This is a genomic window from Wenyingzhuangia sp. IMCC45467 (assembly GCF_054111205.1).
The window spans coordinates 3,466,678-3,490,653 of record NZ_CM134196.1; the positions used below are offsets into that span (position 1 = coordinate 3,466,678).

At 30.7% G+C, this 23,976-nt stretch carries 17 protein-coding genes and 1 tRNA gene; 12 read left to right on the forward strand and 6 right to left on the reverse strand.

The features are described 5' to 3' along the window. Positions 1-99 precede the first annotated feature (99 nt). The 6 genes from ACXGQT_RS14720 (at position 100) to ACXGQT_RS14745 (ending at position 8,099) form a co-directional block, all read left to right on the forward strand. On the forward strand, positions 100-3,960 hold the full coding sequence (locus ACXGQT_RS14720; protein ID WP_457829330.1) for an efflux RND transporter permease subunit: 3,861 nt from the start codon (positions 100-102) through the stop codon (positions 3,958-3,960). A 101-nt stretch (positions 3,961-4,061) separates the two neighbouring features. Next, positions 4,062-4,412 (forward strand): four helix bundle protein, encoded by a 351-nt coding sequence (locus ACXGQT_RS14725; RefSeq protein WP_457829331.1) that lies wholly within the window; start codon positions 4,062-4,064, stop codon positions 4,410-4,412. Beyond that, positions 4,409-5,698 carry a TolC family protein gene (locus ACXGQT_RS14730; RefSeq protein WP_457829332.1) on the forward strand — a complete coding sequence of 430 codons (1,290 nt, stop codon included), beginning with the start codon at positions 4,409-4,411 and terminating at the stop codon, positions 5,696-5,698. Before ACXGQT_RS14725 ends, ACXGQT_RS14730 begins: the two co-directional genes overlap by 4 nt. A 2-nt stretch (positions 5,699-5,700) precedes the next feature. Further along, positions 5,701-6,414 (forward strand): heavy-metal-associated domain-containing protein, encoded by a 714-nt coding sequence (locus tag ACXGQT_RS14735; RefSeq protein ID WP_457829333.1) that lies wholly within the window; start codon positions 5,701-5,703, stop codon positions 6,412-6,414. A 10-nt stretch (positions 6,415-6,424) separates the two neighbouring features. Further along, entirely contained in the window at positions 6,425-7,699 is a 1,275-nt protein-coding gene (locus tag ACXGQT_RS14740; protein ID WP_457829334.1) for an efflux RND transporter periplasmic adaptor subunit, read from the forward strand. Between the two features lie 19 nt (positions 7,700-7,718). Beyond that, positions 7,719-8,099 (forward strand): heavy-metal-associated domain-containing protein, encoded by a 381-nt coding sequence (locus ACXGQT_RS14745; protein ID WP_457829335.1) that lies wholly within the window; start codon positions 7,719-7,721, stop codon positions 8,097-8,099. Between the two features lie 146 nt (positions 8,100-8,245). Here the strand turns inward: ACXGQT_RS14745 and ACXGQT_RS14750 are convergent, their stop codons facing one another. The 5 genes from ACXGQT_RS14750 to ACXGQT_RS14770 form a co-directional block, all read right to left on the reverse strand. After that, positions 8,246-9,784, reverse strand: coding sequence for a PepSY-associated TM helix domain-containing protein (locus tag ACXGQT_RS14750; protein ID WP_457829336.1), 1,539 nt, complete (start codon positions 9,782-9,784; stop codon positions 8,246-8,248). 4 nt (positions 9,785-9,788) lie between these two features. Beyond that, the gene (locus ACXGQT_RS14755) at positions 9,789-10,088 is read right to left on the reverse strand and encodes a hypothetical protein (RefSeq protein WP_457829337.1); all 300 of its coding nucleotides are present in this window, start codon (positions 10,086-10,088) and stop codon (positions 9,789-9,791) included. A gap of 1 nt (position 10,089) precedes the next feature. Beyond that, positions 10,090-10,434: a hypothetical protein gene (locus ACXGQT_RS14760; RefSeq protein ID WP_457829338.1), complete on the reverse strand. Its 345-nt coding sequence runs from the start codon at positions 10,432-10,434 to the stop codon at positions 10,090-10,092. A 75-nt stretch (positions 10,435-10,509) separates the two neighbouring features. Continuing rightward, on the reverse strand, positions 10,510-11,226 hold the full coding sequence (locus tag ACXGQT_RS14765) for a DUF4198 domain-containing protein (RefSeq protein WP_457829339.1): 717 nt from the start codon (positions 11,224-11,226) through the stop codon (positions 10,510-10,512). 26 nt (positions 11,227-11,252) lie between these two features. Further along, positions 11,253-13,571 (reverse strand): TonB-dependent siderophore receptor, encoded by a 2,319-nt coding sequence (locus ACXGQT_RS14770; RefSeq protein WP_457829340.1) that lies wholly within the window; start codon positions 13,569-13,571, stop codon positions 11,253-11,255. Positions 13,572-13,829: 258 nt separating this feature from the next. Here ACXGQT_RS14770 and ACXGQT_RS14775 point away from each other — a divergent pair, with 258 nt between their 5' ends. Together ACXGQT_RS14775 and ACXGQT_RS14780 are read left to right on the forward strand one after the other, a co-directional pair. Beyond that, the gene (locus ACXGQT_RS14775) at positions 13,830-14,648 is read left to right on the forward strand and encodes an AraC family transcriptional regulator (protein ID WP_457829341.1); all 819 of its coding nucleotides are present in this window, start codon (positions 13,830-13,832) and stop codon (positions 14,646-14,648) included. An 80-nt stretch (positions 14,649-14,728) separates the two neighbouring features. Beyond that, a complete protein-coding gene (locus tag ACXGQT_RS14780) occupies positions 14,729-17,281 on the forward strand; it encodes a TonB-dependent receptor domain-containing protein (protein ID WP_457829342.1) in 2,553 nt (850 codons plus the stop codon). Positions 17,282-17,365: 84 nt separating this feature from the next. On the opposite strand, the gene ACXGQT_RS14785 is transcribed toward ACXGQT_RS14780, so the two are convergent. Beyond that, the gene (locus ACXGQT_RS14785; protein WP_457829343.1) at positions 17,366-18,310 is read right to left on the reverse strand and encodes a calcium/sodium antiporter; all 945 of its coding nucleotides are present in this window, start codon (positions 18,308-18,310) and stop codon (positions 17,366-17,368) included. 42 nt (positions 18,311-18,352) lie between these two features. On the opposite strand from ACXGQT_RS14785, the gene ACXGQT_RS14790 reads away from it, so the two are divergent. From ACXGQT_RS14790 to ACXGQT_RS14805, 4 genes are all read left to right on the forward strand, one after another. Further along, a complete protein-coding gene (locus ACXGQT_RS14790) occupies positions 18,353-18,502 on the forward strand; it encodes an SsrA-binding protein (RefSeq protein WP_457829344.1) in 150 nt (49 codons plus the stop codon). Positions 18,503-18,559: 57 nt separating this feature from the next. Beyond that, a tRNA-Arg gene (locus ACXGQT_RS14795) sits at positions 18,560-18,633 on the forward strand. Positions 18,634-18,958: 325 nt separating this feature from the next. Beyond that, a complete protein-coding gene (locus ACXGQT_RS14800) occupies positions 18,959-20,005 on the forward strand; it encodes a T9SS type A sorting domain-containing protein (RefSeq protein WP_457829345.1) in 1,047 nt (348 codons plus the stop codon). A gap of 176 nt (positions 20,006-20,181) precedes the next feature. Then, positions 20,182-23,877 carry a hybrid sensor histidine kinase/response regulator transcription factor gene (locus tag ACXGQT_RS14805; protein WP_457829346.1) on the forward strand — a complete coding sequence of 1,232 codons (3,696 nt, stop codon included), beginning with the start codon at positions 20,182-20,184 and terminating at the stop codon, positions 23,875-23,877. Positions 23,878-23,976: the final 99 nt, after the last annotated feature.

Sequence of the window (23,976 nt, forward strand, 5' to 3'; positions counted from 1 at the left end):
TTTTTAGAAGTTTTAATCTTTGCCCTTTTTACTAGAGGTTAAGGATGATTTATTCGTGCGCTTTGCACTTATTTCTAACAGCATAAAAATCAAAAAATCATGTTGCATAAAAGCATCAAATTTTTAATAGAAAACAAGTTAGTAGCTGTTTTGTTACTACTCGTTTTTGTGGGTTGGGGAATTATCAATGCTCCTTTTGGTTGGGATACTAAAATCTTACCAAGCAATCCTGTGGCTGTAGATGCCATTCCAGATATTGGAGAAAATCAACAAATAGTTTTTACCCAATGGAACGGAAGATCTCCTCAAGATATAGAAGATCAAATTACGTATCCTTTAACTACTTCTTTAATGGGGATTCCCGGTGTAAAAACCATTCGTAGTTCCTCTATGTTTGGCTTTTCTAGTATCTATATCATTTTTGAAGAAGATGTAGAGTTTTATTGGAGCAGGAGTAGAATTTTAGAAAAGTTAAACTCTTTACCAAGCGGATTATTACCTGCTGAAGTAAAACCCGCTTTAGGTCCAGATGCTACAGGATTGGGACAAGTATTTTGGTACACTTTAGAGGGTAGAGACCAAGATGGAAATGTAACTGGAGGTTGGAATTTACAAGAACTGCGTAGCACACAAGATTATTACGTAAAATATGCTTTGTCATCGGCAAGCGGTGTTTCAGAAGTGGCTTCTATTGGTGGTTATGTGCAAGAATATCAAATTGATGTACAACCAGAATTGTTAAGACAATACAATATCAATTTACAAGCTGTAGTAAAAGCAGTAAAACAAAGCAATAAGGAGATTGGAGCACAAACTTTAGAAATTAATAAAGTAGAGTATTTGGTTCGTGGTTTGGGCTACGTAAAATCTATTAGCAATATAGAAAATGCAGTGGTGACTTCTAAAGATTTTAAATCTATTAGAGTAAAAGACATTGCTAAAGTTCACTTAGGTCCGGCTGCTCGTAGAGGGATTTTAGACAAAGAAGGAGCAGAGGTTGTTGGGGGAGTTGTTACTGCTCGTTATGGAGCCAATCCGCTAGAGGTGATTAATAACACCAAAGAAAAAATTAAAGAAATCAGCAGAGGGTTGCCATCAAAAGTGTTAAAAGATGGAAGAATTTCTCAGTTAACCATTGTGCCTTTTTATGATCGATCTGGATTAATTCAGGAAACTTTAGGAACGTTAAACGAAGCGTTGACTTTAGAAATTTTAATTACCATTCTGGTAATTGTGGTAATGGTAAATAATTTAAGAGCCTCTGTGTTAATTTCTGGATTGTTACCCGTGGCGGTGTTAATGGTTTTTATAGCCATGAAATTCTTTGGTGTTGATGCCAATATTGTGGCTTTATCTGGAATTGCTATTGCCATTGGAACCATGGTTGATGTTGGGGTGATTTTATCAGAAAACATTATTAGACATATTGATGAGGAAAGAGATAAAAGTGAAAAGTTAAAAGTGAACAGTGAAAAGTTGGAAGGGAAAAGTGAACAGTTACGTGTTGAAAGTGAAAACCGAACATCGACCATCGACCATCGAAAACTATCTATCAACACGATTGTTTACAACGCTACTACAGAAGTTTCAGGGGCTATTGTTACAGCAGTATTAACAACTATTATTAGTTTTGTTCCTGTTTTTACCATGATTGGTGCAGAAGGAAAGCTGTTTAGACCTTTGGCTTTTACCAAAACCTTTGCACTTACGGCATCGTTAATTGTGGCTTTGTTTTTAATTCCTCCATTTGCTGCTTATTTATTTAAGAGAACAGAAATTAAAAAGAACGTGCAAAAAAGCATTCAGTTTTTGTTGTTCATTTTTGGTCTTGTAGGTGTTATTTATGGAACTTATTTAGGATTTGCATTGATGGGATTTGCCATCATTACTTTGTTGAATTTGTTTAATAAACTATCAAACAATTTAGTTAGTAAACTACATCTTTATTTAGTCAGTATTACTATTGTGGTTTTGTTAACTGAGTTTTGGAGACCTTTAGGATTTAATAAAAATTTGTTTTTAAACTTTCTTTTTGTAGCCATTATTTGTTTTGGAATTTTAGGTGTTTTTGCCTTATTAAGAAAATATTATAGCACAATTTTGGCTTGGGCTTTATCTCACAGACTCTTGTTTTTAAGTATTCCTACCACCATTGTTATTTGTGGTTTTATCATTATGAAAAACACGGGTAAAGAGTTTCTGCCATCTTTAAACGAGGGTGCTTTTTTATTAATGCCTACTTCTATGCCCCATGCTGGAATAGAGGAAAATAAGCGAGTATTACAGCAATTAGACATGGCTGTAGCCAATATTCCTGAAATTGAAACTGTGGTTGGTAAAGCGGGTAGAACAGAATCTTCTTTAGATCCAGCTCCTTTGTCTATGTACGAGAATATCATTCAATATAAAACCGAATATCAGCTAAATCATCAAGGGAAACGTCAAAAATATAAAGTTGATGAAAATGGATTTTTTGTATTAAAAAATGGAGGTTTGGCTACTGATGGAAGTGATAAGTTTAAAGAAGTCCATCAATCAAAATATGCATCTTTTGTAAGTGAAAATGAACTTATTGCAGACGAAGACGGAGATTATTATAGAAATTGGAGAACACAAATTACTTCTCCTGATGATATTTGGAATGAAATTGTAAAAGCAACCCAATTACCAGGAATTACATCGGCTCCCAAATTACAACCTATAGAAACTCGTTTGGTCATGTTGCAAACAGGAATGAGAGCTCCTATGGGAATTAAAGTAAAAGGGAATAGTTTACAAGAAATTCAAGCTTTTGGAGAGCAATTAGAAACTATTCTAAAAGAATCGGAAGGAGTAAAAAAAGAAGCTGTTTTTGCGGATAGAATTGTGGGGAAACCTTATTTGTTGATAGATATTGACAGAGAAAAAATTGCCCGATATGGGGTGTCTATAGAAAAAGTTCAAGAAATATTACAAGTGGCTGTTGGCGGAATGGAAATTACGCAAACCGTAGAAGGTAGAGAGCGTTATGGTGTTAGGGTTAGGTATCCTAGAGAACTAAGATCACATCCAGAAGATTTAAAAAATATTTACATTCCTGTAGAGAACGGAAAACCAGTTCCGTTAAGCCAATTGGCAAGCATAGAATATGAACAAGGACCACAAGTAATTAAAAGTGAAGATACTTTTTTAGTGGGGTATGTATTGTTTGATAAACAAGACGGATTTGCAGAAACCAATGTGGTAGAAAATGCACAACGTTTAATTCAACAAAAAATAGACTCAGGAACTTTAACCGTTCCTAAAGGAATGAGTTATCAGTTTACAGGAACGTATGAAAATCAGTTAAGAGCAGAAAAAACCTTGTCTTTTGTAGTGCCATTGGCTTTGTTTATTATTTTCTTGATTCTGTATTTTCAGTTCAAATCTGTAGTTACATCCTTTATGGTGTTTACAGGTATTTCGGTAGCTTTTGCAGGTGGTTTTATTATGTTGTGGTTGTATGGTCAAGATTGGTTTTTAAACTTCAATTTTTTTGGAGAAAACATTCGTGATTTGTTCAACATGAAAACCATCAATTTAAGTGTGGCGGTTTGGGTAGGATTTATTGCTCTGTTTGGAATTGCTACCGATGATGGGGTGGTAATGGCCACGTATTTAACCCAAACTTTTGATAAAAATAAACCGACAACGATTAAAGAAATTCGAGAGTCGGCAATGTTTGCAGCAGAAAAAAGGATTAGACCTTGTTTAATGACTACTGTTACCACTGTTTTGGCTTTGTTACCAGTGTTGACTTCTACAGGACGAGGAAGCGATATTATGATTCCCATGGCAATTCCAAGTTTTGGAGGAATGGTTATAGACATTACCTCTTATTTTATAGTTCCTGTATTGTTTAGCTGGAGGAAAGAAGTTCAGTTGAAGAATGGAAAACTAAAAGTGAAAAACGAAAAGTTTAAAGTGGATGGAGAGAAGTGAAGAGTTTAAAGTGATAAATGAAAAGTGGATAGATAAAAGTTTATAGTGATAGGTGAAAAATGAGAAGTGTAAAGTGAAGTATTAAATAAAAAATATAAAAGATGGGAAAGAGTATTTTAAAAGATAAAAGTTATGAATTTGCTGTTTTAGTAGTTAGGTTATGTCAAGATTTAGTGAAAGAAAAACGTGAATTTGTATTGAGTAAACAATTGTTGAGAAGCGGAACCGCTGTAGGAGCTTTAATCCGTGAAGCTGAATTTGCAGAAAGCAAAAAGGATTTCACTCATAAAATGAGTATTGCTCTTAAAGAAGCAAATGAATCCCTTTATTGGTTAGATATACTTAAAGACACGAATTATATAAATGAAAATCAGTATAAAGTGTATTATTCACTTAATAAAGAATTAGTAGCAATGTTAGTAAGTTCCATTAAAACTTCTAAATCAAAATGATAGAGTTCAAATATAAAAAGAAGAAACGTTTACAACTTTTTTTTTCTCACTTTTCACTAACCACTTTTCACTTAAAAAAGTGGTGTGTTTTAAGTTTTTCACTATTCACTATTCACTTAGCGACTGCTCAAAGCATAGAATCCTATATTTCAGAAGCTTTAGAGAACAATCCAACCATTAAAAAGTTTGAGTGGAAGCACAAGTTGATGCAAGAAAAAACAAATGAAGTAAACAATATTCCAAACACTGAATTTGGACTAGGATATTTTGTAAGTAAGCCAGAAACAAGAGTAGGAGCACAAGATTTTAAAATGTCTGTAAAACAAATGTTTCCTTGGTTTGGAACCATAACTTCTAGAGAAAATTATGCAAATGCTGTAGCAGAAGTATCTTATGAAGATATTGCCATTGCACATAGAAAACTGGTTTTAGACGTTCATCAATCTTATTATAGCTTATACACTTTAAAAGAGCAAAATAAAATTATTGATGAAAATTTAGCTTTATTAAAAGTATACGAAACCATGGCTTTAGCTTCTGTAGAATCTGGCAAAGCAACAGTAGTACAAGTGTTAAGAATTCAGATGAGAGAAAATGAATTGATAGCTTTAAAACAAGAGTTGTTGGAAACATATGCATCTGAAAAAACGGCATTTTCAAAATTGTTAAATAGAAATAGTTCTGATGGAATTACTGTGGTAGATACTCTAAAAATTCCAAAACAAGAGCATGTGGTTTTGGATTCATTAAATATTCATCCTGAGTTAATTAAGTTTGATAAGTTATATGCCTCGGTAGAAAAATCAGAATTGTTGAATCAAAAAAATAAAGCACCTATGCTAGGTGTTGGTTTGGATTATATATCGGTTACAGAAAGACCTAATATGACTTTGGCTGATAATGGTAAAGATATTTTAATGCCTATGGTAACGTTGTCTATTCCCATTTTTAATAAAAAATACAATTCTATAACCAAACAAAATCAATTGGCACAAAAAGAGATTGTATCACAGAAAAGAGAGAGACAAAATAAGTTAGAGACTTTATTAAGCAAGGCGGTGCATCAAAAAATATCTGCTAAAAAAAGTTACGATTTACAGTTACAAAATATCATCAAAACAAAAAATGCAGAAGAAATTCTCATCAAAAAATACGAGACAGAAAATATAGATTTTTATGAAGTATTAGAACTACAACAGTTACAGTTAAAATTTCAAATGAATCAAATAGCAGCTTTAAAAAAATACTTTATGGCAGAAACAGTTATTAATTATTTAAGTAAGTAAAAATGAAAAAAACATATAATATAAACGGTATGACTTGTAACGGATGCGTAGCAAGTGTAGAAGAAAAAATAAGCAATATTGATGGAGTTAAGAACGTAAAAGCGAATTTGGAAAAAGGAGAATTGGAAATAGATTCAGAAAAGCTTTTTTCTGTAACGGCATTAAAAAATGTGCTTCCAGATAAATATGCTATTACAGAAAAAGAAAGCATACACACAGAAACTATTAGTGTTACTGAGCAAAAAAGCAAATGGCAACAGTTAAAACCATTGTTTTTAATTCTGTTTTATATTGCTGTGGCAAGTAATTTAATGGAGTATAAAAATTGGGAGTTTAAAAATGTAATGCTAAACTATATGGGGCTTTTTTATATAGTGTTTAGTTTTTTTAAGTTTTTAGATTTAAAAGGATTCCCAAATTCTTTTAAAATGTACGATCCTATTGCCAAAAGGATTGGAGTTTATGGTTGGGTGTATCCTTTTATAGAAACCGCTTTAGGATTGTTGTTTTTATTTAGAGTGGAAATTCCTTTAGCGCTTGTTGTAACACTCGTTATTTTAGGTGCTACCACCTATGGAGTGGTAAAAACATTGTTAGATAAAAAGGCCATAAAATGTGCTTGTTTAGGTACAGCTTTAAATTTGCCAATGACAGAAGCCACTTTTATAGAAAATACAATTATGATTATGATGGCATTGACGATGCTATTTATTTAAAATTTTAACAATGAAAAAATATAGTATATACATAGTATTTCTTGTTATAGGAGTTTTGTTAGGTTGGCTGTTGTTCGGTCATTCAAATACAACCGAAAAGCACGAACACAGTTCAGAAGAAAAGGAGGTTGAAAATCAAATGTGGACTTGTTCCATGCATCCTAGTGTAATGAAAACTGAACCTGGAGATTGTCCTATTTGTGGAATGGATTTAATTCCCACAACCATGAGTGTGAGTGAAGAAGAGGAAAATCCCAACCAATTTCAATTAACAAAAAACGCTATGGCTTTGGCAGCTATAGAAACTACTGTTGTTGGAAATGGAGAAACAGGAAATAAAGACATTCTGTTATCTGGATTGATTTCGGAAAATAAAGATAAAACCTCTACGCAATCTGCTCATTTTGATGGACGTGTAGAAAAACTCTATGTTACTTCTCTAGGGCAAGTAGTTAAAAAAGGTCAGCCAGTGGCAGAAGTATATGCTCCAGAGTTGATTACTGCTCAGCAAGAATTAATTATTGCTGCTAAAACCAAGAACATGCAACCAGCGTTGTACAATGCTGTGAGAAATAAATTTAAAAATTGGTACATCCACGAGCATCAATTAGATGAAATTGAGAAAACAGGTAAGGTAAAAACTAATATGTTGATTTATGCACATGTAGCGGGAATAGTTACCGATATTTGGGTGGATTTAGGAGCACATATTATGATGGGGAAACCTATTTTTAAAGTAGCAGATTTAAGCACGGTTTGGGCAAATTTTGATGTGTATGAAAATCAATTGGATATGTTTAAAGTAGGCCAAGAAATTGAGGTGGTTATTCCATCAAATCAACAAAAAATAATGAAAGGAAAAGTAAGTTTTATAGATCCTGTTTTAAATGAACAAACAAGAACGGTAAGTTTAAGAGTGGTGTTAGATAATAAAAATCAGACACTAAAACCTGGAATGTTTGTAGAGGGGAAAATTGAAAATAAAACAAAAGTTTCTAATCAAGTTCAAATACCAAAGACTTCGGTTTTATGGACAGGAAAAAGATCTATAGTTTATGTAAAAGTAAATAAAGAACAACCTGTTTTTGAATTAAGAGAAATTACTTTAGGAAATAAAATAGGAAACAATTATATTGTTTTACAAGGATTAAATCAGGGAGAAGAAATTGTAACTCAAGGAACTTTTACTGTTGATGCGGCAGCACAATTACAAGGAAAAAAATCGATGATGAATACTGATAAAAGTAAATCTTCGGACAAGCAAGGAATGCATATGAATCATTAATAACATAAATAATAGTAAAATGAGAAAATTAGTTTTAAGTGCCTTATTTATAGGCTTGATGACAGTAGTGAGTTGTGGAAACAAATCAGAAAAAAAAGAAGTTGTAGTGACTGAAAATACAACAAGTATGAATGTTGGAGTACGTGGAAATTGTGCTATGTGTAAACACACTATAGAAACAGCAGCCAAAGAAGTAGAGGGAGTCGTAGCGGCCAATTGGAGCGTAGAAAAGAAAAAGATTGAGGTGAGTTATGATAACACCAAAACCAACCAAGCCGATATTGAAAAAGCCATTGCAGCATCTGGTTACGATACAGAAAATGTAGCGAGTAACGAAGCTTCTTATAGCGAGTTACCAGGTTGTTGCCAATACGACCACAGTATGGAAATGAATCAATAATTTATTAAATAAAAGAGGCTGAATTAAAATCTAATTTCGTCAACCTGAACTAGTTTCAGGTTCACATCATTACTGACAAACAAGTTTTATGAGATTCTGAAATAAATTCAGAATGACGTTTAAAATCTTTAATTCAGCCTCTTTTTTTATTTCTTTATTTTACTAGCAACCCACAAAGTGGTTAATGACAAACAAATCCAGAAAGCATCTATAAAAAATAATTGGTATTGTTGGTTTTGTAAGGTCAACCAAGTCCAATTACCAGTGGTAAAACCATTAACAATAGGAATGCACAAGCCAATGTAACTTCCTAGTTTTAATGTCCATTTGTTGGTAAAATAAATATCTTTTTTGATGATGAAAAAGAGGGTAAACATAAGCCATCCTATAAAGTAAAAGGAATAAATAAAAGATAGACTCATTTGGGCAGCAAATACTTTAACAGCTATAAAAGACAAAGCAGTAATAGGGTACATGCTTAAACAAATTGCTAAGTAAATTAAAACGACTCTTTGGTTAAATCTTCTTCTTTTTTCTGGAACATTCTTTTTGTCTCTAGCTACCAACCAAATCATGACTCCAGAAATAATGACAAAACAAGAAGTTAACCCTAAAATAAAACTCAGTGTTTTTAATAAATAACCACCATAATCTCCATAGTGAATTCTATAAAGAATGTTTTTTACACTTTCTAAATAAGATGTAGTTTCAGTAGGTTTTTTCTCATAAACAACTTCATTTGTAGTGGTTTTGTAAGTTATTTTTCCAAAACCATTAAATTTTAAACTTCTGTTAGCATGTCCTTCAAGGGTAATATGTTCGTTAGTATCTCCAAAATTTTGAATCATCACTTTGGTCATATTAAAGTTTGGCCATTGTTGTTGAATGTTTTTTAAGTATTTATTATAATCAACCTGTTCTGTGTTTTTTGTTTGATGGAAAGCAAAATTGGTAGGAGTGTAGCCTAAATCTTTATACAATTCTTGTTGGTTTCCATTGTAAATAACCATAACGTTTGGAGCTACCAATAATAATTTTATCATAAAAAAAGCACCTGTAACAGCATATACAAACTGAAAAGGCAAACCAATTATTCCTAAAGCTGTGTGAGCATCTGTCCACAAAGCTTTTAATTTAGCCATAGGTCTAAACACATAAAAGTTAGAAACTATTTTTTTCCAATGCACCAAAACACCAGTAATAATAGCAAATAAGAAAAAGAAAGCTGTAAAACCAGCTAAATAATAACCCACAGGGTATTTGACTTGTGCCAAGAAATGCAATCGGTATAAAAATTCACCTAAAGAATAAGAGCTAACATATTTATGTTGACTAAAATTTTGGGTATCTAAATAAAAAAATGCTCCAGGTTTATCTTCTTTACTAGTAAGAGTGTCTTTGGTAGGAGATAAAGATACATTAACACGTCTTTCATTACTGTGTTTGGTTATTGTAACATCTCTACCAAATAAGTTTTTTTTAGTCTCTATGCTATCTAATGCTTTGCTGAGGTTAAAGTGAATACCATCGCTAATCTTTGTATTTTGATTTCTTTCCCAATTAATGATTTCATCTCTAAAAAAAGAGAAAGAACCCGCAAAAAAAATGATGTATAAAACCACACTAATAACAATACCACTAACGGTATGTGTGTGAAATAAAATATTATGTTTTCTGTTATCCATGTTTTTATTGAATAGGAAAATAAAGTTTGCTAACGTAAATAACTCCAGAGAATACAAGTGAAATTAAGAGGTAAATTCCCCAAACTTTCCATCCGTTTTTGGCTAAAAAAGCTAAAACCAATAAAGTTGCCCAAAGAATGAATCCTGTAAAACTAGCAGTAATAATTATGTTTATATGATTAAACCAATAGCATAAGGCCAAGTGAAAAGTAATACTTACGAAATATCCACCTAAGATTCCAGCAGATATTTTAGCAAAACGTTGCCAGTTAGAGGCGGTTAAATGTTTAGGGTTTGCAGGCATTTTAAAAAGAACTTAATTGTTGAAATAATTCAATTAACAAAAAAATGAGGCTAATAATACATATGTTTTTATAATTGATGAGTTGTAATGGAGCTAATAAAATGATGAGTCCTCCAAGAGTCATAAAACCAATTACATTAAATAAAATACCTACAGCAAAACCTAGTTTGTATATAGCTAAAATAAAACTGGAGATAAATAGCACAATACCAATTGTTTTGGCTTTTATTTTATGGTTTTGGAGTTTTTTTTCTATTCCTAAAGAACTACTAACTTTTATTCTTTCTGTAGTTGCATAGAAAGTATAAAAAGTAAAAAATATGATTATGAGTAATAATGAAATCATCTTAATGTTTAAAATTAGAAATATCCCTAAACAGCCATTTGACTGTTTAGGGATATTGTTTTTACTGGTTTAAACTTATAAAATACTGTAGGTTACACAATGCCAAATAAATTCATAATCTTTGTTGTTATATTTACCAGGAACTTCTTCTTTATGAGTTGTTTCTACAATGTATTTAGTATCCCAAGGCAAATTAAAAGTTACAAAACCATTTTCATCAGTTGTTAAGGTTTTGGTCCATAAATCGGCAACATAAACTTTTACTTCATTTTTAGCCAGTGCTTTGTCTTTAAACAATACCTGTAATTTAATAGTGTTTTCTTTTTCAGAAACATCTTTTACTGTAATTCCATCGGCATTTACAGTGGCGGTATCGTTATCTTTTTTACCAACTTGTACTTTGGCTACAGAATGATAGTGGGTTTTAAAAATTCCGAAATTATATTGTGTGTAATCAATTACGTCAATATTATTGTTATCTAAAATAACAGAGTAAGTTCCTTTGTTTGCAGGGGTAAATTCAGCAACATAAAAATCTTTTTTAGGGTTAACTTTTAAAGCTGTTTTATTTCCATTGGCATCTACTACCCAAAGAGTAAAGTTTTGTACTTTTTTAAAAGCATCACCATTGGTTTCTTCAATTTCTCCATAGGTGTATTCTCCAAAATAAACCTTTACTTCTTGAGATTTTCCTACTTTACCATTAGGGCTGGTCTCTATCCACATATAGTGTGCAAAACTATTAAAGTTTGCTAATAAGATAATACTTAATGTTAATAAGTGTTTTTTCATGATGTTTTTATATTTAAATTTTGTTCTTAAAAGTTGTAAGATATAGTGATACGTCCATTAATTCCGGGTTCAGATTGCCAGTATAAATAAGTTCCATAATTAGAGCCAGAGTACAAATACTCGTTTAAAATATTATTGATGTTTGCTTGAACTTTAATTTTATCATTTTTCCAAGAAAGTGCACCATCTAATCTAAAGTAGTTAGGCAAATCAGAATTTCCATTAGCATCCCAAGCCCATGTAGATCTATCAGCTTGATATTGATATCCTAAAGAAGCTCCAAATCCTTTTAAGAAAGTTGTTTTTGCAAAGGAATAATTAAACCAACCATTTGTTATATGTTTTGAAAAACCAGCTTGTAAAGATCCAGATTGATCTTGCACATCGGTATTGGCATAGTTTAAGACAATATTTAATTGAGGTGTTATTTGCCCTTGCATATCAAATTCAAATCCTTTAGATTCTATTTCACCTGAATAAACAGAGAAGTTAGGGTTGTTAGGGTCTGCAACTAATATTTTGTTTTTGTTTATTTTATAAATTCCAAAAGAAGTATTTAAACGGCCGTTAAAGAAGGTTTTTTTAAGTCCAGCTTCTATGTCCTTTGCATTTACAGGATCATTTAAAGGTTCATTATTTGCGTTGAAACCGTTTTGTGGAAGGAACGATTGATCATATAGTGCATAAAACTTAAAGCTTGGTAAAATATCTGTACTAAAACCAATTCTAGGAGTAATAACATTGTCAGTTTCTTCCTTACCTATAGTTTTTAAGTGAGAGTATCTTGCTGCTAATGTTACTCTAATTTTATTATTTAACAATCCTAACTCATCTTGTAAGTATAAAGAGTTTAAGGTATTACCAGTATTGCTAATATTGGCTCTGTCTTTTAAATCAATAGATCTATCAAAAACGGGAGTTGTGGTATTTCCATAAGTAGGGTTATGTATATTAAAAGGAGTATTTACATCTATAACGACTAATTGTCCCCAATCTGCCCAGTATTCTTTGTTACTATGGTCAAAACCTGCCATTACTTTGTGAGTAATACTAGCTGTATTAAATTTTCCGTTTAAATAGGTTTGGAAGTATTTACCTACAGATAATGCATCCCAAATACTTACATAACGAGTTGCATCACCATTGTTTTCTATTCCTGTTAGCCACGTAGAATTACCTTCTTGGTTATAACGTAAATAAGATAATTGAGTCTCAAAGCTCCAGTTTTTGTTAAATTGATGTTTAAAATTGGTGAATAAAGTAAGTTCATCAATGTCGGTAGCAGGATAGTTTGTGTCTGTAAATTTAAAATCTCTGTCTAGACTTGCATATCCATCATTAGAAGGAGCAAATATGTAGGCAGCTCCAATATAACTTTCGGCATTTTGATAATTTAATTCAGCAGTTAATGATGTTTTATCATTAATATTATAGGTAATAGCAGGAGCAATACCATATCGTTGCGCATCTTCATTTCCTCTTTGAGAATCTGACGTTTGATACATTCCGTTAATACGGTATAGTAATTTGTCATCTTTGGTAATTTTACCACCAAAATCTACTGTACCTCTGTAATAATCAAAACTACCTACAGATACAGAAGCATTGGCTACTCTATTTACTGTTGGTTTCTTTGTAACTACATTATAAAAACCTCCTGGTTCACCTGCAGACATCATAAATCCTGCTGGTCCTTTTACAAACTCAATACGTTCTACTGTATTCATATCTTCGGCCAAAGGTCCCCATGTATCTTGTACATTTACACCATTTCTAAAAGCAGGTAGCCTAAATCCTCTCATGTTTATACGAGCAAAGTGTCCCCAATGCTCTAGCATAGTTACACCACTTACGTTTCTAATGACTCCATCCATAATACTAGTTGTTTGTTGATCTGCCAGAAGTTCGTTGCTAATTACTTGAATGTTTTGAGCTAGTTCTTGTAGTGGTGTAGTAATTCTTAAAGTGGATGATGGTTCTTCAGCAGTATATTTATTCGCTGTTTTTCCATTTACAATTACTTCTTGTAACTGTTCTTGTTTTTCTTCTAAGACAATAGTTGGAACTCTAGTTGCTCTATTGGCTATTACTTTTATTGGAGTGGTTTTAGTAAAGTAACCTAGGTATTTTACTGTTAAATTATAATTTCCTGACTTTATATTTTCTATTGTAAAGTTTCCTTTAGCATCGGTAATTGTTTTATAATTTGTGTTTTCTATGCTTATGTTGGCATAAGGTATTGGAGTATTCTCTTTGGTTATTACATTTCCATTTAATACTCCATTTTGAGCGTAAGTAAACGTTGAAATTAACGCTATTAATGATAACAATATGAGTTTTTTCATTTTAGTTGTTATTTAGATTTATTTAAAACAAGGCAAATGTATTAGCTAAAAACGAATTCTCAAAATTAATTTAGACTTATTATCGATAAAATAAAATATGCATTTATGTAGTTGATTTGTAAAGCTTTAGCTGTATGTGTTTTTTATGAGAAGAAATGTAGAATAATTTTTTTTAAACGATTACTCCTTTTTTAGGTCTTAGAAAAGGAAGCAATTAAGCGCTATCAATTATTTTAGCCTTGAAAAAATAACAAACTATTGAATTTAACAATTGCCACTTACGATAAAACAACTAATGTTACAGATATTAAAATTGAACCTTTTGATGTAAGTAAAAGGTATACTAAACCCCATAGACATCATAAATATTTAGAGTTGGTATATTTTACAAAAGGATCTGGTTATCATCATATGGATTTAAATAGTTATGAAATAAAACCACCTGTTGTTTTTTTAGTTCGTAAAGAGGAAGTACATCATTGGGAAATTACAACGGTTCCTAAAGGATATGTAATTATTATTAAAGAAAGTTTTTTAGAAAAAACGTTAGATAAGCATATTAATACCCAATTGTTAAAAATAGGAGAGCATCAAAAAATTGATATTCATCAAATAGATAAAACAATCAATACGTTATTCAAGGCCTTATCAAAAGAAATTAAAGAGCAAAATACACCTCTAGAAGTGATAGAAGGAATGCTAAAATCTTTATTAGCTAAAATTTTGTTGTACACAGATATTACAAAAGAAAGTAATGCAAATACAGAAGATAAAGTTACTCAGTTTGTAGATTTATTAGGACAAACATTAAAAAATAATGTGTCTTATTATGCTGATCAATTAAATGTATCAGCTCAAAATCTAAATCAGTTATGTAAAAAGAAACAAGGAAAAACGGCCTCTCAAATCATAGCCCTTTATATGGTTCAAGAAATTAAAAGATTGTTAATTTATACCAATAAATCTGTGGGAGAAATTGCTTATAGTTTAAGCTTTAAAGATGTTTCTCACTTTGTAAAATATTTTAAAAGACATACAGGTTTTACTCCTCTACAATTTAAAAATTTGCCTCAATAACAATTATACCTTAGGTTTTACAAATATACCATAGTTAATAAATTTTACTAGGCTATTTTTGTCATCAAATATTAAAATACATGAACTTTAATTGTCTAAGGAGCATTTTTACACTATTGTTAATTGTAGTAGTATTTAATACTACTTCTGCTCAAATTACAGGAAGTATTATAGAACAAAAAAACAACGATGCTTTAGAGTATGCCACTGCAACACTTTACAACCAAGAAGGAAAAGTTGTTACTGGAGTGGTTACAAATAATAAAGGAAAGTTTTTTATAGAAAATATAAAGTCAGGAGATTATTATTTAGAGGCTACTTTTATTGGGTACCAACCTAAAAAAGTAGAAAATATTAGAGTTGATAAAAAAAACGATTACATCAATTTAGGTACTTTATCCTTAGCAATAGCAAGCAATCAGTTAGATGCTGTTGTGTTAAAAGGCGAAGCAGCCACTGTATCTCATAAAATTGATAGACAAGTTTTTGAAACTAGTAAATTTCAAAATAGTCAAGGAGGTAGTGCGGTAGATGTAGTTAAAAATTTACCATCGGTAACCGTAAATGGTGATGGGGCTATTAGTGTAAGAGGGAGTAACAGTTTTGCTGTATTGTTAAACGGAAAACCAACTCAAGGTGATGCCACTTCAATTTTAGCACAATTACCAGCCAATGCTTTGGAAAAGGTTGAATTAATTACTGCTCCATCTGCTAAATACGATCCAGAAGGAACAGCAGGAATTTTAAATATCATCACCAAAAAAGGAGCTACCAATGGAGATTATGCTCAAGTAAATGTACGTGGTGGTTTTCCTCCAATTCAAGATTACGATACCAAAGAATATCCTCAGCGTTATGGAGTTGATGCAACCTATAACACTAGAACTGATAAGTGGAATTTTTCTATAGGAGCAAGTTACCAACGCAACGATATTTCTGGTAGGAGAGAAGGTGGATTAGATATTGTAAACGCTGATGCAAATACTCATAGATTTTTACCCTCTGATGGTGAACGTAGTTTTGACGAGGTAAGTTATAACGGAAGATTTACGGTAGATTATACTCCAAATGATGCTGACGAATTTTCTTTAGGGATGTATGCTGGGAAAAGACAAAAAGATAGATTGGCAGATATTTTTTACGATAATTATACAGTTACACCAATTGGAAGTGAAAATATAGAAAATGAATTTTCTTATTACAATCACAACTTAAGAACTCGTAAAGGAGATTTTGCTTTGGCTAGTTTTGATTACGCTCATGCGTTCACAAACAAATCTAAATTATCTACTTCTATTCTGTATGAATACACATTTTTAGGAGGGCCTACAGAGAATGATAATGTTAGTGATATAGATTATACAGATATTTATCAGCAAGAATATAATACCAATGACAATCCTTTAAATGGTATCCGTTTTAATTTAGATTATAAATGGAAACCAATGAGTTTTGGAACATTGGAAACTGGATATCAGTTTAGACATTTAGATCATACAGGAGATTTTGAGTATACTCGTAAAAATTTAATAAATGGTGATTTTGAAATTGTACCAGAGTTTTCTAGTGATATTGCTTTAAAAAGAATTATTCATTCTGCTTATGTACAATTATCAGGAGGTAAAGAAAAATGGGACTATGCAGCAGGTGTTCGTGCAGAGTCTATGGATAGAGAGTATAAAGAAAAGTTAGCTTCAGAACCAAATCAAAATACTTATGAGTACGATTATTTTAAATTGTTTCCATCGGCTTCTTTACAATACAAAGTTGATGAGAAAACAAATATTAAAGCAGCTTATAGTAAAAGGGTAGAGCGTACCACTACTTTTAAAATGAATAGTTTTGCAGAGCGTGAACATTCAGAAGTATATGAGCAAGGTGATAATAAATTAAAGCCAGAGTTTATTGATTTGGTAGAATTAGGAATCAATAAAAAATTAAAAGGAGGAAATTCTATTTATGCAATGGCTTATTTTAGACATACTAAAAATGTAATCAACAGGGTAAATACTTTGGCTTATGAAGAAGATGCAAACAACCCAGGGAATTTTGTTGTTAACGATTCTATTTTAAACAGAGTATATTCTAACGTAGGAAAAAGCAATGCTTTAGGATTAGAAGTTGGAGCAACTATAAAACCATCAAAAAACTGGACAAACTTTATAGGTGCAAACGTATATAATTATGCTATTGATGGGGTGTTAAGTTTTGATCATAGAGATGGAAATACAAGAACTTATGATATAGATAGTAAATCAACCATATATTCTTTTAACGTAAACGCTACTTATAACTTTTGGCAAAATGCATCTATTCAATTTGCTTTTAATTATATCTCTGATAGAAATACTGCTATGGGAGAAGATTCAAGATTTTACAGTCCTAATTTAACTTTTAGAAAAACTTTTTGGGATGATAATTTAACAGCAACCCTACAATGGCAAAATATTGATATGGGACTGTTAAAATCTAATGAGCAAAGAATATCTGCATGGAGACCAAATGAGTTTTACACCACTACCAACTATGTTTACGAGGTAGATATGGTAAGCTTAAACCTAACATATACTTTTAATAAATTAAGAAACAAATCTAAGTTTATTGAAAGTGAATTTGGTAAAAAAGAGTTTTAAAAATCAACTTCATATTAAAACAAAAAGCCTTTTCTTATTTAGAAAAGGCTTTTTGTTTTAAGGTAATTTAAGATGAAAAGGCTACTAATAAAAAGCTGTAAAGTAAACAAATACAGCATAAGTAATTAATAATGTAATTCCTTCTTTTAAACCAAATGATAATTTTTTGGGTATAAAACACAAAGGAAAAAGCAAAAGGGCAATTCCTAACATCCAATAAATATCGTGAGTAATAATATGTAAATCGCCTACTTTTATAGGAGTGATAATGGAAGTAATTCCTAAAACAGCCAAAATATTAAAAATATTAGATCCTATTAAGTTTCCAAGAGATATGGCTTTTTCTTTTTTAATTACTGCAATAATAGAAGCCGCTAATTCTGGAATACTTGTTCCTACAGAAACAATGGTAACTCCAATAATACGTTCACTAATTCCTAAGGCCTCTGCAAAACCAATAGCACCTTTAATTAATAATTCAGATCCTCCCCATAAGCCAATTCCTCCTATTAATAATAAAAACAATGTTTTTCCTAGGGGAGTTTTTTCATTAGGAATATCTAAATCACAATCACTAATATTGGTTTTATTTTGTTTTCGTAGTAAATAATATAAAAAGCCAACGAGTAATGTAAATAAAATAATTCCTTCTGTTCTATCTAAAATTAAATCATAAGCAATAAACAAATAAAGTAAAATAGAAGCTATCATCATCATTGGCCAATCTAAAGTGTAAAAAGATTTTCCTACATCTATACTTCCTAAACAAACGGTAACTCCCAAAACCAAAGCCAAATTAGCTATGTTAGAGCCTATTACATTTCCTAATGCAAGATCAGGAAAACCGTCTAAGGCAGATTTAATACTCACAATAAGTTCTGGTGCAGAAGTAGCAAAAGAAACAACAGTCATTCCTATCACAATCTTAGAAATATTTAATCTTAAAGAGATGTTTACAGAGGCTTTTAAAAGCCAATCACCACCAAAAATTAATAGTACCAAACCGATAATTATAAAAAGTATGTTCATTTTTTATTAATTTAGTGCGAATATACTTTTAATTATAAAGCTATGAAAAAAACATTTTTTAGATTTTTAGCAAAGTTTAACAAGGTATTATTACCCTCATATGGACATAAACAGTTGGATATTAGTAGGGCATCAAAAGTTCAATTATTAATAGTAGGATGGAGGTATTATGTAACTAAAAATTCTTTGTAAAAAGTTAAAATTTATTTTGTGACATTGTAATAAAGCACTATATTTGCACCCGCAATAGGCCTCGTAGCATAACTGAATAGTGCACTTGATTACGGCTCAAGAGGTTGGAGGTTTGAATCCTCCCGAGGTCACAAAAAGCTCATCATATTTATATGATGAGCTTTTTTTATAAAAAAAATAGTGGTTACTATAGCCGTTCTTAAGTTTTAGTGAAATTAATATGGTTTACACTAAAAGTATAATTATGTTGATAATAAAAAAAGAGGTGAATTGTAATGTTTATCTCTTTTTTTGTTATCATTTCTTCTTTTTTTTGATTGTTATTGATAAGGTTTTAGTGGTTTTGTAATATAGTATATGTTATGATAAGAATTGGGATGTTTTGATAATGAACGGGTTGTGGTTAGTTTTTAATTTCGATACCAGCAAATTTATTAACTAAAACAACTAAATTTTATGAAAACAACATTACACAAAAAAATGGCAACACTAGGGGTTACATTATTAACTATAGGAGCGGTTCATGCCCAAACCACAGCCACATGGACAGGTGCTACTGATACTGATTTCTTAACAGCAACTAACTGGGATACAGGGGTAGTTCCTAATGATGCAAATGGTGTAAATGTTATTATTAATGATGTAGCAAATGATCCTGTATTGAGTAGTGATTTACCTGATAGGGATGTTAGGTTAATTGACTTAAATGATGGAGCATCCCTTACTATATCTGCACAAATATGGGCGGAAACAACAAGTACATTTGCAGGTACGTTAACCTTAAATGGTTCAGCAGATTTTAACATCAGAAACAGAGCTTATTTTGGAGATGGAGGAGATTCTGTTTTAAACATTGATGGAGGAAGAATTAATAGTAAATCTTATTTTAGAATAGGAAATGGTTCTTATAATACTATTGTAAATGTGAATGGAGGAGATTTAGATTCTGAAAACACATTGTTTGTGGGAAGATATACAGGAGATGGTTTTACTGCGGTTATTAACCTTAATTCAGGAAATATAGAAATTGATGGGTTGAGCTTTTATAGTGGAGACCAACACAACAAAGGTAAAATTATTATAGATGGAGGTAGTTTAATTATCAATGGTGATTATATTACTGAGGTTTACGAAGAAGGAGTTAAAACAAATATAACAATAGCAGATTTTGTAACAGATGGTAATATTGAAGCAGTTTCTGGAAAAACAATTTCTGCATCATACGATGCAGGTACAGATAAAACTACGGTAACTGCAACACCATCATTAAGTTTTAACAACAACGCTTCTAAAGTAACAACAAATGTTTATGTGCAAGGAACAACAGTGTTTGTAAGCAATGTAAGTACTCAAACAGCAGTAAATGTATATAGCATTACGGGAGCATTGGTAAAAAGTATTTCAACAAACACAGATACTCAATTTAGTTTAACTTCAGGAGTATGGATTGCTACCGTTAAAACAGAAGAGGGACAAAAGTCTGTAAAAATTGTCTGTAATTAATTGGTTATTAATTTAAGATAGTAGTAGTTTGTAAGCCTTGATTTTATCAAGGCTTTTTTTTGTTTAAATCAATATATACTTGGTGTGTAAACGCTAAAAAAATCGTAAAAAAGTAATGAGAATCTATTATTTTTAGTGTTATTTGTTAAGAAAAGTACATAAAGATAAAAGATAATATGAATATTAGTTTTTTAAGTCAAAATAATATTTGTTTGTTAAAATATAGACACATTATTTTAACAATTATATTGTTGTGCTCTATCTCTAAAACCACTTATGCACAAGGTCTTTTTTTTGAAAGAGTGTTGGGTCAGCATAATAATCCTGTAACAGCTATTCATGGTATAGCAAAAGACTCCATTGGTTACTTATGGTTTGGAAGTAAAAACGGGGTATATAGATATGATGGAAATACCTATGATTATTATTACCATAATAAAAAGGACACAACATCATTACCAAATAGTAGTATAAGAAATGTAGTGTTTGATAAAAAACAAGGGTTATGGTTTTTAACCTACGATTTTAAGTATGTAAACTACAATTATGATTTAGAAAATTTTACGCAGCATCCTAAAGATAGTGTAGATGAAAGCATTAAAACAAAATTAAAAAGTTATTCTACAGAGTTAAACCAACATAAAATTATCAATGGCAAAAAATATATTTTAACTCGCTCCAATCAATTTATGTCTAAGGATGTTAAAACAGGAGAAGTTACATTATTCAATGCCGATATTAGTATTCCGGGGAGTTTAACAGATGATCATATTACTTCTTTTTATATAGATAATGATGATGTTTTGTGGTTGGGAGCAGATTCAGGAGAAGTCTATAAGGCAAATGTAAATCATGGAGCATTTAAATTTCATTATAGTTACCTATCAAAAAATGGGGTAAGTAAGTTGTTAAAAATAAAAGCTTTTTTACAGGTTGATGATGAGTTGTGGTTAGGTACCATGAATAATGGAGTGTTGATTTATAAAAATCAACAATTGGTAAAAGAGCATCCTTTTTACAAAAGCAACACAAGATTGACTAAGATTAGATCTTTGTATAAAGATCGTCATGGAGGTATTTGGATTGGAGGAGTAGATGGGTTAGAACATTACAACCAAAAAACAAATAAAATAACTTCTGTTGTAGATGAAAATAAACATCCTAACATAGTAGTTTACAGTGTGTATACAATAACAGAATATAATGAAACTAAATTATTTGTAGGGGTTTATAATGGACTTGTTATTGTTGATATGTTAACTTTAAAATCTACCTACAAAAGATATAGAAGCGAAATAAACAATGAACGAGTGATGGATCTTTTGGTAGATAGCAAAAATAACGTTTGGTTGGCTACTAATGGATCAGGATTGTTAAGGTTAAGATTTAATAATGATTATGAAACAGTTATAAAAGAAAGGTTTACTATATCTAGTGACTTAGATAAGCACAAGGTTTCTAGCGATTTGGTTAATGCAGTCATAGAGGATGATAACGGATTAATATGGGTAGGAACTAGTGAGGGACTAGATAAGATTTTTATTGAAGATGATGAAGTACATATACAAAAGGTTCCGTTAACTCCTTTAAGTTTAGATAATAATATTGTGTCTATTGAAAAAGATGCTAAAAATAATATATGGATCGCTCGTAAAGGAATGATTACTATGTTAGAAAATAAAACCGAAAAAGTTTTAAATTATAAAAAAGAAGATCAATTAGGAGCTTGGATGTTTTTAGGTCAATCAATATATAAAGATCATGAGACTAATAATATTTATTTAGGAGCAAAAAACGGTTACTTACATTTTAATCCTAATGAAGTAAAAAACGATAAGTATAAAAAATCATTTATTTTAAAATCACTTTATTTATCAGGAAAAAAAATAAAGCCTTTAGATGTGGTGAATAAACATGTGGTTTTACACAAAAGTTTGTCACAAACCAATGAGTTGGTTTTGGATCCAGAAAGTAGAAATTTTACTATAGAATTGGCAATGTTTAATTATTCAAATGCAACAAGTAAAATATTTGAATATCAGCTAGAAGGGTACGATGATACATGGAGTACTACCACCAATCCTAAAATTACATACAGAAAAGTTCCTGCAGGAACATATCAGTTTAGAATTAGACAATTAGTTCCTAATGAGACCTATGTTTCTACAGTAGCATTACCAATAACAATAAAAGAGTATTGGTATTTTACTTGGTGGGCAAAATCATTTTATTTTGCATTGTTTATAGTTGTTGTTTATTGGGTTTTTACAGAGATTTTATACAGAGATAGGTTAAAAAATCAAATAGAACAAGAGAAAATAAATGCTGAGCAGCAAAAAGAATTGAATAAGAAAAAAATGGAGTTTTTTACAGGAATTTCACATGATTTAAAAACCCCTTTAACTTTAATTGTAGATCCTTTACAAAGGTTGCAAAGTAAAACAATATCTGAAGAAGATAAAAAAACTTATTTTGAGATTGTTAATAGAAATATTACTTATTTAAAAGATTTAATTCATCAAATATTAGATTTTAAAAAGCCAGGTTCTGGATTACTTACATTAAACAACACAAGTAAAGATTTTAGTTCTTTTGTTAAAGAATGTTATAAAAAGTACAAGTTTATTGCTGATAAAAGGAATATTGAATTAGAACTTACCATAGACAAAAGTCTTAGTTATTGCATATTAGATTATGAAAAAACAGAACAGGTGTTAATGAATATTCTTTCTAATGCATTTAAATATACTCCAGATAGAGGGCAAGTAAGTATTGATGTGTTTGTGAATAAAAACAATTCATTCATAGAAATTCAAATAAAAGACAATGGTATAGGTATTGAAGAAAAAACTTTAGAAAATATATTTGAACCATTTAACAATATAGATGCCAGTCCTTTTTATGGCTACTCAACAGGAATAGGTCTATCATTAACCAAAAACTTAGTTTCTTTTTTAGAGGGGGAAATAAAAATTAAAAGTAATGTAAATAAAGGAACGGTTGTTTTTATATCATTACCCTACAGAGCAACACAGCAAGAGATTACTGAAAAATTGGTAAATTCTAAAGAACTTGATTCAGACATAGAGGGTGATAAAAGCTCATTAGCATCCAAAAACATAACAATTTTAATTGTTGAAGACAATCCAGATATTCAAAAATACTTAAACCTTGAGTTGCAAAAAGATTATGAAATACTTCAGGAATACGATGGGAAAAATGGATTAAAAACAGCTATAGATAAGATACCAGATTTAATCATTTCTGATATTATGATGCCTGAAATGGAAGGTACAGAATTGTGTAAAACATTAAAAGAAAATGAAAACACAAGTCATATACCAGTAGTAATGTTAACCGCTAAGGGAGCTAATGAAAGTAAAGTAGAAGGATATCAGTTAGGAGCAGAAGCCTATATAAATAAACCTTTTAGTATTGAGGTGTTAAGAGCTCAATTAAAAAGTATACTAAGAAATAGAGAGATTTTGCAAAAAAAACTATCAGGTCTTAAAAAAGTAAAAGATATAGAACAAGAAATATCGGGTTTAGATAATAAGTTTGTAAACAAAGCTTATGAAATTATTATTAGCAACATTAGCCATAGTGACTTTAATGCCGATGTTTTAGCGGCAGAATTAAATATTAGTCAAAGGCAATTATACAGAAAGCTTAAAGCCGTTTGTGGTAATACTGTACATGAATTTATCACTAAAGTAAAAATGGAAGAAGCAGAAAAAATGCTAAAAGAGGTAGACTTTACCGTTTCAGAAATAGCATATAAACTTGGTTTCTCAGAGCCCTCTAATTTTTCTAGAACTTTTTCTAAATATGCTGGTTGTAGTCCGTCTCAATTTAGAAAACAAATAGATTAATTTTTAAGAATATTGTTTTTTTTGGGTTCTATTATTGCTTAAAACATAGTATAAGTCATGTTTTGATATGAAATGTCTTTTTTTGATAGATTTTAAAAT